The organism is Streptomyces scabichelini (assembly GCF_011045015.1).
Classification (GTDB): domain Bacteria; phylum Actinomycetota; class Actinomycetes; order Streptomycetales; family Streptomycetaceae; genus Streptomyces; species Streptomyces scabichelini.
Genome location: NZ_JAAKZY010000294.1, coordinates 1 through 11480 on the forward strand (window position 1 = coordinate 1; position 11480 = coordinate 11480).

At 69.9% G+C, this 11480-nt stretch carries 11 protein-coding genes; 2 read left to right on the forward strand and 9 right to left on the reverse strand.

Annotated elements, in window-relative coordinates; genetic code table 11:
• The coding region (locus G5C60_RS46320) for an ATP-binding protein (protein ID WP_165269562.1) at positions 1-268 on the reverse strand (268 nt) is incomplete at its 3' end.
• 395 nt (positions 269-663) lie between these two features.
• Here G5C60_RS46320 and G5C60_RS46325 point away from each other — a divergent pair.
• Both G5C60_RS46325 and G5C60_RS46330 read left to right on the forward strand, forming a co-directional pair.
• Positions 664-1491, forward strand: a complete 828-nt coding sequence (locus G5C60_RS46325; RefSeq protein ID WP_165269564.1) for an enoyl-CoA hydratase family protein — start codon at positions 664-666, stop codon at positions 1489-1491.
• 11 nt (positions 1492-1502) lie between these two features.
• On the forward strand, positions 1503-3839 hold the full coding sequence (locus tag G5C60_RS46330) for a bifunctional salicylyl-CoA 5-hydroxylase/oxidoreductase (RefSeq protein ID WP_165269566.1): 2337 nt from the start codon (positions 1503-1505) through the stop codon (positions 3837-3839).
• Positions 3840-3973: 134 nt separating this feature from the next.
• Here G5C60_RS46330 and G5C60_RS46335 read toward each other — a convergent pair whose 3' ends face one another.
• From G5C60_RS46335 to G5C60_RS46370, 8 genes are all read right to left on the reverse strand, one after another.
• Positions 3974-5191, reverse strand: coding sequence for a sulfate adenylyltransferase subunit 1 (locus G5C60_RS46335; RefSeq protein WP_165269580.1), 1218 nt, complete (start codon positions 5189-5191; stop codon positions 3974-3976).
• Between the two features lie 44 nt (positions 5192-5235).
• Entirely contained in the window at positions 5236-6156 is a 921-nt protein-coding gene (cysD, locus tag G5C60_RS46340; protein WP_165269568.1) for a sulfate adenylyltransferase subunit CysD, read from the reverse strand.
• Positions 6153-6704: an adenylyl-sulfate kinase gene (gene cysC, locus G5C60_RS46345; RefSeq protein ID WP_165269570.1), complete on the reverse strand. Its 552-nt coding sequence runs from the start codon at positions 6702-6704 to the stop codon at positions 6153-6155. Before cysC ends, cysD begins: the two co-directional genes overlap by 4 nt.
• Positions 6701-7975 carry a glycosyltransferase family 4 protein gene (locus G5C60_RS46350; protein WP_165269572.1) on the reverse strand — a complete coding sequence of 425 codons (1275 nt, stop codon included), beginning with the start codon at positions 7973-7975 and terminating at the stop codon, positions 6701-6703. Before G5C60_RS46350 ends, cysC begins: the two co-directional genes overlap by 4 nt.
• A complete protein-coding gene (locus tag G5C60_RS46355; RefSeq protein ID WP_165269574.1) occupies positions 7972-8478 on the reverse strand; it encodes a hypothetical protein in 507 nt (168 codons plus the stop codon). Before G5C60_RS46355 ends, G5C60_RS46350 begins: the two co-directional genes overlap by 4 nt.
• Positions 8475-9374 carry a sulfotransferase family protein gene (locus tag G5C60_RS46360; RefSeq protein WP_165269576.1) on the reverse strand — a complete coding sequence of 300 codons (900 nt, stop codon included), beginning with the start codon at positions 9372-9374 and terminating at the stop codon, positions 8475-8477. Before G5C60_RS46360 ends, G5C60_RS46355 begins: the two co-directional genes overlap by 4 nt.
• Before the next feature lie 104 nt (positions 9375-9478).
• On the reverse strand, positions 9479-10312 hold the full coding sequence (locus tag G5C60_RS46365) for a PaaX family transcriptional regulator (RefSeq protein ID WP_165269578.1): 834 nt from the start codon (positions 10310-10312) through the stop codon (positions 9479-9481).
• 15 nt (positions 10313-10327) lie between these two features.
• Positions 10328-11480 (reverse strand): AMP-binding protein (locus tag G5C60_RS46370; protein ID WP_241267568.1); only part of this gene is annotated, 1153 nt, incomplete at its 5' end.

The following is an 11480-nucleotide window of genomic DNA, read 5'->3' on the forward strand; positions in this document are numbered from 1 at the left end:
GGTCGGGGTCGTGCACCTCGACCTGGCAGCCGTTCGGCAGCAGCTCCACGACCAGCTCTATGGGCATGTCGCCCGTGGTGTGCTCCACGGCGTTGGCCACCAGTTCTGCGGTGAGCAGTTCTGCCGTGTCGCTGTCGGCGGCGTGCTCGATCTCGGCCAGTGCGGTACGGACCAGTGCGCGGGCGACGGGCACGGCCGCGGCGGAGTGCGGCAGGGCGATGCGCCAGGAGGCTGGTGCTGAGGGCTCGTACAAGGCGGGTCCGTTCATGGAGCAGGAAGTCCTGCTTTCAACAATATGAATTGTACGGCGGTGCCGGACAGTGGCGCCCAGTGGGTGCTTTTCGTGACGTTCGGTCTGCTATCGGGCTGTACCCAGGCCAACGGTCCGGCTCGCGCCGGAACTCCCGCCGTTACGGTGCCGTCGCGCACCCGTGACTCCGTGACTGTTGTGTCGAGGCCTCGTCTTGTGGCGTTTGTGGCGTATCAAAGCTCACGTATCGAACTTCGCGTCGGTTCATGTGTCGAAAGTCGCATACTGACGCCCGGTCTTATCGCGCACTCCTGACGACAGTCACAGATGAGTGATAAATTCATGAGATAGCGCTGGGTCCTGCCGGCCCAACCGGCGCAAACCGCCGCCCCCGCCCGAGGAGGCCGCACCTCATGAGTCCCTTCACCGGCTCCGCGACCCGCACGCCCGACTGGCGGCATCTGCGCTGCGAGTTCGTCGACGGCGTCGCCACCGTCACCCTGGCCCGCCCCGAGAAGCTGAACGCGCTCACCTTCGGTGCCTACGCCGACCTGCGCGACCTGCTCGCCGAGCTGTCCCGCGAGAAGTCCGTACGCGCCCTCGTGCTGGCCGGCGAGGGCCGCGGCTTCTGCTCCGGCGGCGACGTCGACGAGATCATCGGGGCCACGCTGTCGATGGACACGTCCCAGCTGCTCGACTTCAACCGCATGACCGGGCAGGTCGTACGGGCCGTACGCGAATGCCCCTTCCCCGTGATCGCGGCGGTACACGGCGTCGCGGCCGGCGCGGGCGCGGTCCTCGCCCTGGCCGCGGACTTCCGGGTGGCCGACCCGAGCGCACGCTTCGCCTTCCTCTTCACGCGCGTCGGACTGTCCGGCGGTGACATGGGCGCCGCGTATCTGCTGCCGCGAGTCGTCGGGCTCGGGCACGCGACCCGCCTGCTGATGCTGGGCGAGCCGGTGCGCGCACCCGAGGCCGAGCGGATCGGCCTGATCAGCGAGCTGACGGACGAAGGCCGCGTGGACGAGGCGGCCCAGGCACTCGCCCACCGCCTCGCCGAGGGCCCTGCCCTCGCATACGCCCAGACGAAGGCCCTGCTCACCGCCGAACTGGACATGCCGCTCGCCGCCTCGGTCGAACTGGACGCCTCGACGCAGGCACTCCTGATGAACGGAGAGGACTACGCCGAGTTCCATGCCGCGTTCACGGAGAAGCGGCCGCCGAAGTGGCGGGGGCGGTGACCATGAGAGCGATGCGGGTCGCGGTGATCGGCGGCGGCCCCGGCGGCCTCTACGCCGCCGCTCTGCTGAAGCGCCTCGACCCCGCCCGCGAAATCACCGTCTGGGAACGCAACGCCCCCGACGACACCTTCGGCTTCGGTGTCGTCCTCTCCGACGAGACCCTCGGCGGCATCGAGCACGCCGACCCCGTGGTGTACGAGGCCTTGCGGGACGAGTTCGTGCGGTGGGACGACATCGACATCGTCCACCGCAACACCCGCCACACCTCCGGAGGACACGGCTTCGCGGCCCTGGGCCGGCGCAGACTGCTGGAGATCCTGCACGAACGGTGCCGCTCGCTCGGTGTCGACCTGCGCTTCCGTACCCGGGCGCCGGACGCGGCCCGCCTTTCCGGGACGTACGACCTCGTCATCGCGGCGGACGGGGTGCACAGCGCCACGCGTGAGGCGTACGCCCAGGTGTTCAGGCCGCAGGTGACCACCCACCGGTGCCGCTACATCTGGCTCGCCGCCGACTTCGCCTTCGAGGCGTTCCGCTTCGAGATCGCGGAGACCGAGTACGGGGTGATGCAGCTGCACGGATACCCGTATTCCCGCCCGTCGCCCGACCACCACCCCTCAACGAGGCCCTCCGGGCCGCAGAAACAATTCGGTGCCTCGACCGTGATCGTCGAGATGCGCGAGGAGGTGTGGGAGGCGGCCGGGTTCGCGGAGCTCGACGCGCAGGAGTCCGTCGAACGGTGCGCCAAGATCTTCGCGGACGCGCTCGGCGGAGGGGCGCTCAGATCCAACAGCTCCGTGTCCGACAAGTCGGCGTGGACGACCTTCCGCACCGTCGTCAACGAGCGCTGGTCCCACGGGAACGTGGTCCTGCTCGGCGACGCCGCGCACACCGCGCACTTCTCCATCGGCTCCGGTACGAAGCTCGCCGTCGAGGACGCGCTGGCGCTCGCCGCCTGCCTGGAGGAGCAGCCCTCACTCGACGCCGCTCTGACCGCCTACGAGGAGGAGCGGCGCCCCGTCGTCGCCTCCACGCAGCGGGCGGCGCGTGCCAGCCTGGAGTGGTTCGAGAACCTGGAGCTCTATCTCGGCCAGCCCGCCCGGCAGTTCGCCTTCAACCTGCTCACCCGCAGCCGTCGCGTCACGCACGACAACCTCCGGCTGCGCGACGCCCGCTTCACCGAGAGCGTGGAGCGCGAGTTCGGCTGCCCGCCCGGTACGCCCCCGATGTTCACGCCGGTCCGGCTGCGCGGCCTGACCCTGCGCAACCGGGTCGTGGTCTCGCCGATGGACATGTACTCGGCCGTGGACGGCGTACCCGGCGACTTCCACCTCGTCCACCTGGGCGCGCGGGCGCTCGGCGGCGCCGGTCTGGTGATGACCGAGATGGTGTGCGTGAGCGCGGAGGGCCGGATCACGCCGGCTTGCGCGGGGCTCTACACCGACCGACAGGCCGACTCCTGGCGGCGGATCACCGACTTCGTGCACGCGCAGTCACCGGGCACGGCCATCGGCGTACAGCTCGGCCATTCCGGCCGCAAGGGCTCCACGAAGCTGATGTGGGAGGGCATCGATGAGCCGCTGGAGGCGGGTAACTGGCCGCTGGTGGCCGCGTCCCCCCTCCCGTACAAGCCGGAGAACCAGACCCCCCACGAGCTGACGCACGCCCAACTCGCCGACATCCGCGAGCAGTTCACGTCGGCCGCCCGCCGGGCCGCCCGCTGCGGCTTCGATCTGCTCGAACTGCACTGCGCACACGGCTACTTGCTGTCCGGCTTCATCTCCCCGCTGACCAACCGTCGTACGGACGCGTACGGCGGCCCCCTGAAGAACCGTTTGCGCTTCCCGCTCGAAGTCTTCGACGCGGTACGTGCCGTATGGCCCGAGGACCGGCCGATGACCGTACGGATCTCCGCCACCGACTGGGCCGACGGCGGCACCACGGCGGACGATGCCGTCACCGTCGCCCGCGCTTTCGCCGCGCACGGCGCCGACGCGATCGACGTCTCGACGGGTCAGGTGGTCGCGGACGAGCAGCCGGAGTACGGCCGCTCCTACCAGACGCCGTACGCCGACCGGATCCGCAACGAGACCGGCATCCCGGTGATCGCGGTCGGCGCGATCTCCTCCTGGGACGACGTCAACTCCCTGATCCTGGCGGGCCGCACAGACCTGTGCGCCCTGGCCCGCCCTCACCTGTACGACCCGCACTGGACGCTGCACGCGGCGGCCGAGCAGGGGTACGGCGGGCCGGGCGTCGACTGGCCCGCGCCTTATCGGGCGGGCAGCCGACGGCCGCAGACGGGACGTACGGATGCGCCGAAGCCGCGGCTTACGTTGGGGAGTTGAGGGCGACTCCCCAGCCTGCGCCCTCCGGGGTGGGGGTTCCAATTCGTCGGCGAGTGCGGGTTGGTTGTGGCTGGTCGCGCAGTTCCCCGCGCCCCTAAAGGGGCGCCCCCCCGCACGTGGGTCAGCAAGGCGCCCTACTTGCTGCGGAACTCGACCATCCCCGCCGTCAGCGTCGCCCCATCCGCCGGATCGACCAAGAGAAACGCCCCCGTCCGACGGGAAACCGCATAATCGTCCAGCGCCAGCGGCTCCGCCGTGCGCAGCCTGACGTGGCCCAAGTCGTTCGCGGCCAGCTCGGGCGCCCCGCCCAGGTCCTTCACGATCGCCTTCACCGTCCGCGTCGTATGCCGGACCAGCACCCGGTCGCCCACCCGCAACGGACGGTCGGCCAGATGGCAGACGTTCGCCGAGACATCCTGCGCCAGCGCGGGCCCATCCGCCCCGGCCGTGATCATGTCGCCGCGCGACACATCGCGCTGGTCGGCCAGGCGAACGGTCACCGACTGCGGCGCGTACGCGATGTCCGCCTCCTCGCCGAGCACGTCGATGCCCGTGATCGTGGACGTCTCGCCGGAGGGCTGCACGGTCACGCGGTCGCCGACCCTGAGCGAGCCGGACGCCAACTGTCCCGCGTAATAACGGACTTCGTCGTGCCGGATCACGTACTGGACGGGAAAACGGGCCGGGGCGCGCGCCACGCCGCTGCCGACCGGGATGGTCTCCAGGTGCTCCAGGAGCGCCGGACCTGCGTACCAGTCCATGCGCGTCGAGCGGTCCACCACGTTGTCGCCGACGAGGGCGGAGACCGGGATCGGCGTGAAGCCGGGCAGGCCCGACTCGGCGGCATGGCCCGCGAAGTCCTGGACGATCCGGTCGAACTCCGTCTCCTCGTAGCCGACGAGATCCATCTTGTTGACGGCGAGGACGATGTGCGGCACGCGCAGGAGAGCCGCGACGGCGGCGTGCCGGCGGGTCTGCTCGACGACGCCGTTGCGCGCGTCGACCAGGATGATCGCCAGCTCGGCCGTGGAGGCGCCGGTGACCATGTTCCGCGTGTACTGCACATGGCCGGGCGTGTCGGCGAGGATGAACCGGCGGCGGGGTGTGGCGAAGTAGCGGTACGCCACGTCGATGGTGATGCCCTGCTCGCGCTCGGCGCGCAGACCGTCGGTGAGCAGCGCCAGGTCGGGCGCCTGTTGGCCGCGGCTGCGCGAGGCGTGCTCCACGGCCTCCAGCTGGTCGGTGAGGACCGACTTGGAGTCGTGCAGCAGCCTGCCGACGAGCGTCGACTTGCCGTCATCGACCGACCCGGCGGTAGCGAACCGCAGCGTGTCGATGGCGGTCCCGGCCATGGGATCGGCGAGACCGGTCAAGGGATCGATGGTGCTGCTCACGGCTAGAAGTACCCCTCGCGCTTGCGGTCTTCCATCGCGGCCTCGGAGAGCTTGTCGTCCGCGCGGGTCGCGCCCCGCTCGGTGAGCCGGGAGGCGGCGATCTCCGCGATGACGTCCTTCAGGGTCACCGCGTCCGAGTCCACGGCGCCCGTGCACGACATGTCGCCCACCGTGCGGTAGCGGACCTGCCGCTTCTCGACCGTCTCGTCCTCGCGGGGGCCGCCCCACTCGCCCGCGGTCAGCCACATTCCGTTGCGCCGGAACACCTCGCGCTGGTGCGCGAAATAGATGGACGGCAGCTCGATGCCCTCACGCGCGATGTACTGCCAGACGTCCAGCTCGGTCCAGTTGGACAGCGGGAACACGCGCACATGCTCGCCGGGTGCGTGCCGGCCGTTGTACAGGTTCCACAGCTCGGGCCGCTGACGGCGCGGGTCCCACTGCGAGAACTCGTCCCGCAGGCTGAAGACGCGCTCCTTGGCGCGGGCCTTCTCCTCGTCCCGGCGCCCGCCGCCGAACACCGCGTCGAACCGCTCGGCCTGGATCTTCTCGGTGAGCGGGACGGTCTGCAGCGGGTTGCGCGTGCCGTCGGGCCGCTCGCGCAGCTTGCCGGCGTCGATGTAGTCCTGCACGGAGGCGACATGCAGCCGCAGCCCGTGCTCGGCCACCACCCGGTCGCGGTACTCGATGACCTCGGGGAAGTTGTGCCCGGTGTCCACGTGCAGCAGCGAGAACGGGACCGCCGCCGGCGCGAACGCCTTCAGCGCCAGATGCAGCATGACGATCGAGTCCTTGCCACCGGAGAACAGGATCACCGGCCGCTCGAACTCACCCGCCACCTCACGGAAGATGTGCACGCCCTCGGACTCCAGAGCGTCCAGGTGCGACAGCGTGTACGCACGGTCAGCGCCCGTCGAGGTCATACGAGCCCCCTCTCCGCCAGGACCGCGTACACCGCGGCCGCCGACTCCTCCGGCGTCTGCCCCTGCGTCTTCAGGACGAGTGCCGGGTCCAGCGGCGGCTCGTACGGATCGTCGACGCCGGTGAGCCCGGTCAGCTGACCCGCGGCCTGGCGGGCGTACAGACCCTTCACGTCGCGCTCGGCGCACACCTCGACCGGAGTGGCGACATGCACCTCGATGTACGGCGTCCCGCTCGCCTCGTGGCGTTTGCGCACGGCTTCGCGGCTGTCGGCGTACGGCGCGATGACCGGCACCACCGCCAGCACGCCGTTGCGGGCGAGGACTTCGGCGACCAGACCGATGCGCTGCACGTTGGTGTTGCGGTCCTCGCGGGAGAAGCCGAGGCCCGCGGAGAGGAAGCGACGGATCTCGTCGCCGTCGAGCACCTCCACCCGGTGGTCCTCCGACCGCAGTCTGCCGGCCAGAATGCGGGCGATCGTGGTCTTGCCCGCGCTCGGCAGGCCGGTGAGCCAGATCGTGGCTCCCTGAGCCCTTGCCGTGTGCGTCATACGTGCTGTCCTTTCGCGGCACCGGCGGTGCCGAGCCGTTGTTCGTGCAGTTCGGTGAACAGGGCTTCCCAGCGCGGGTGCACGGCGTCCGGTCCGTACGAGGCGGCCGTCAGCACGGCCGCGACGCCCATTTCCGAGCGCAGCGACTCGTCGGCCATCACCTTGGCCATGGCCTGGGCGAGCGCGTCCGGGTCCTCCGGCGGAACCAGCAGTCCGTCGACTCCATGCGTGAGCACATCGGACGGCCCGGTCGGACAGTCGAAGCTCACCACGGGCAGCGCATGGCTCATCGCCTCGATCATGACCATGGGCAGGCCCTCGAAGCGTGAACTGAGCACATAGAAGGAGGCCTTGGCGAGTTCGTCGTCCAGCCGGTCGGTGTGGCCCATCAGGAACACGTGGTTGTAGAGGTGGTGCTCCTCGATGAGAGCCCGCAGCTCGGCCTTCTTCTCGCCGCTGCCGTAGATCCTCAACTGCCATTCCGGGTACGTCTCGACGAGCTTCGACCATGCCTCGATCAGCAGGTCGAAGCCCTTCTGCGGGAAGAGCCGCCCGGCCGCCACGGCGATCTTCGAGTGGTGGTCGGAGGGGACCTGGTCGAGCGAGTGCACGGCGTTGGGGATGTGGACGACCCTGGTGCCGGGCAGCAGTTGCTCGTACTCCTGGCGGTCCCGCTCCGTCAGGACGGCGACCGCGTCGAAGCGCGGATAGGTCTCCCGGATACGCCCTTGCACATCACGCTTGTGCGTGCCGTGGTTCATGTGCTCCTGCGCGATGCGGACCACGCCGCCCGTCGCGTGCTCCGCGGCCAGGAAGTTGAGTGCGGGCCGCGTGGTCACCAGGACACCGTCCTCCAGCGCGGACAGGTACGCGATGAGCTGCTCCTCGACGTACCGGTTGAAGTACCGGTAGCCGAACTCGCCCACGGGGATGTGCTTTCCGGGCTGGTCGAGCAGCCTGCCCCGGCGCCAGTCCTGCCAACGCCCTGCGAGGCCGGACGGCGGGGTGTACACGCCCTCGCGCAGGTCGACGACCGTGGAGACCGTCACACGCGGGTCGAGCGGGAACTGGATGTCCTTCCGGCGGCGCACCGCACTCACCAGCTCGACCTCCCAGCCCGCCTGCACAAGGGAGTTGGCCTGGTTCATCACGGTGCGGATCGTGCCGCCGCGGCCGTACGCGTGCAAGAGCAGATAGCGGACCTTCGGACGCTTTGGTGCCTCATGCGCCGTAAGTCGAGGCGTCTGATTCCGGTGATTCCGGTCTGTCATATTGCCTCTTCTCCATGGCACTCCAGATGGCACTCCAGCGACAGGTTGTCCTTCACCGTGTAGTACGGCCGGACACTGAAGCCGCTCACCCGCTGCTCCGGGAACACCATGATCTTCTTCTTGCCGCGGATGTCGTCGAGCTGCCTCCCGACCCGCAACTCCGCCTCGCCGTCGGTGAGATGGACGTCCCACTCCTCGACCGTTCCGGCGCCGGCGATCGCTTCCCGATCGGAGGTGTCGGCTTCCCGACCGGAGATGTCGGTTTCCCGGTCGGAGGTGCCGGCCGCGGCCAGGTCGGCGATGGGCAGCTCGCTCTCGAAGCGGCCGTCCTTCACCCACGCGCTGTAGCTGAGCCGCCGGCCGGTCCCGCGGAGGACGAGCAGCAGCCGCCAGCCGTCGGCGCTCTCCGTGCCGCTGGGCGGGCGCCGGCCGTGGATGCGGCCCACCACGCGGATACGTCCGTCGCGCGGCCAGACCTCTTCGACCTCGGCGTGCGGCTTCATGACAGATAACCCCAGGACGTACACATGGGGCGCAGGAGCTCGGGGATCTCGTCGTCCTTCGGCAGCGCGCGGCCCGCCTGCACCTGACCGGACTTGATCTTGTCGCGCCAGTCGCCGAGTCCCTTGACCACCTGCGAGTCGTCCTTCTTGCCGTAGTCGAGCATCGACGGCTCGAAGTCGACACCGAGGAACTCGCACAGGCCGCGCATCTCCTTCTCGGGGTCGGCGGTGATGTCCTCATAACGCACGGTGTGGCCGCCGGTGATGCCCTTGCGGGCGTTCTCGACGGCCTTCATGTAGCGCAGCGCGTCGGCCGCCGCCTCGTCGTAGGTGCGCTTGTCGGGATCGCCCTCGTGCCAGGACCGGGCGATGGACACCGGGTGGCGGAGCAGGAAGACGAAGCGGGCGTCCGGCCAGCAGTCCCGGATGCGCCGGTACACGAACGCGTTGCTCGGCGTCTTCTCGACCAGGAACTCCTTGCCGGACTTGACCAGTTCGCGGTGGAGCACGCGGTCCCACAGCAGATGCTCCAGGTCGCCGCGCTCCAGGTCGAGGGCGGTCATGGCGCGCTGCGACAGCTTGCTGCCGTAGTCGACCTCCAGGCGGCGGATGTGTGTCTCGTGCGGGGAGTGCAGCCGCGGGTGCGCGTTCAGGAGCATCCGCAGAAGGGTCGAGCCGGAGCGCACGGGCGACATGATGAAGACCGGCTGCCGCAGCAGTCGGTCCGTCGCGAGGTCCTCGGGCGCGGGGCGTCGGTACACCGGCGTGGGCCGCTTGGCGGGTTTCGCCACCGCGGCCTTCGGCTGCTTGGGCACGGAGGGGGCCGCGGGGGCCTTGTGCACCTGGAGGCCGGTGGTGGCGGTGAGCGCCCTGTTGAGATTGCGCATCAGACTCATGCGTCACAAGCGTAGGTAAGGATTATGAGAAGAGGGCATGAGTAACCTGAGCGTTCCCTTGGCGGGATTGATTGTGACGGAAATCACGCAGCCTGAGGTTTCGTTCAGATTTCGGACGGTCCTGCCGGTACCCCCGCGAAAGTCGCCCCCGCGTCCCGCAACCGCTCGTGCAGCGCCCGGAAGACGGCCGCCGAGCGCGCCCCCGGCCAGTCCGGCGGCAGCAGTGCGGGCGGCAGCCCGGGGTCGGCGTACGGGAGGTGGCGCCAGGAGTCCAGGGCGAGAAGGTAGTCGCGGTACGCCTCGTCCGGCGGAGTGTCCGACCGTGCTTCCCAGTCGTGCAGCACGCGCGCGTGGCGGTCCAGAAACTCCTCGTGCTGCTTGGCGATCGCGGCGAGGTCCCACCAGCGCGCGACCGCCTCGGCCGTCGCCGTGAAGCCCAGATGCTCACCGCGGAACAGCTCCACATACGCGTCGAGACGCAGCCGTTCCAACGTATGACGGGTCTCGTCGTAGAGGCGGGCAGGCGCGAGCCACACCCCGGGGGCGGCCGTTCCGAAGCCGAGGCCCGCGAGCCGGGAGCGCAGCACGTGCCGCTTCTGCCGCTCGGACTCCGGCACGGAGAACACCGCGAGCACCCAGCCGTCGTCCTCCGGGGGCGCCGCCGCGTAGACCCGGCGGTCGCCGTCGTCGAGCAACTGCCGCGCGTCCGGCGACAGTACGTACCCGGCCGCGCCCGTCGCCGTACGCGCGGGCAGGAGCAGTCCGCGGCGTTTGAGCCGGGACACCGACGAACGCACGGAGGGCGCGTCCACGCCGACCGCGGCCAGCAGCCGGATCAGCTCGGCGACCGGTACGGGACCGGGGGCGAAGCGACCGTACGCGCCGTAGAACGTGACGATGAGGGACCGGGGAGTGTGCTGCTCGGACACGTTGATCATTCTAAGTGGTCGGCGTCATGCGAGATCACCTTCCGTGGACCGGAGATCGCTTTCCGTGCCCGCGGAACTGTCTTCCGTACGCGCCGAGTTGACGCCCGTACGCAATCGGAAGCGCTGGAGCTTCCCCGTCGCCGTACGCGGCAACGCGTCCAGGAAGGCGATCTCGCGCGGGCATTTGTACGGCGCCAGTTCGGACTTGACGAAGGCCCGCAGCGCCTCGGGGTCCCGCCGCGCTCCGGGACGCAGCACGGCGAACGCCACCACCCGCTGGCCGCGCGTCTCGTCGGGCAGCCCGACGACCGCCGTCTCGACCACGTCCGGGTGACGCAGAAGCGCCTCCTCGACCTCCGGGCCCGCGATGTTGTACCCGGCGGAAATGATCATGTCGTCCGCGCGCGCGACATAGCGGAAGTAGCCGTCGGATTCGCGGACATAGGTGTCGCCGGTGATGTTCCAGCCGTCGCGTACGTACTCCGACTGCCGCGGGTCGGCGAGATAGCGGCAGCCGACCGGGCCGCGCACGGCGAGCAGTCCGGGTTCGCCGTCGGGCACGGGGTCGCCGTTCTCGTCCTGCACGCGCGCGTGCCACCCCGGTACGGGAACTCCCGTCGTCCCCGGGCGTATGCGCTCGTCGGCCGCGGAGATGAAGATGTGCAGCAGCTCGGTGGCGCCGATGCCGTTGATGATGCGCAGGCCGGTGCGTTCCTGCCAGGCCCGCCAGGTGGCGGCGGGCAGGTTCTCACCCGCGGACACGCAGCGCCGCAGCGATGCGGTGTCGTACGCGTCCAGCTCATCCAGCATCGCCCGGTACGCGGTCGGGGCGGTGAACAGCACCGACACGCGGTGCTCGGCGATCGCGGGCAGCAGCTGCTTGGGGCCCGCCTGTTCGAGCAGCAGCGCGCTGGCGCCCGCGCGCATCGGGAAGATCACCAGACCGCCGAGCCCGAAGGTGAAGCCGAGCGGGGGACTGCCGGCGAAGACGTCGTCGGCGTGCGGTCGCAGGACGTGCTTCGAGAAGGTGTCCGCTATCGCCAGCACATCGCGGTGGAAGTGCATACAGCCTTTGGGGCGGCCGGTGGTGCCCGAGGTGAACGCGATCAGCGCGACGTCGTCGGCCGCGGTGTCCACGGCGGTGTACGGGGTGTATGGCTCGTCGGGGGCGTCGGGG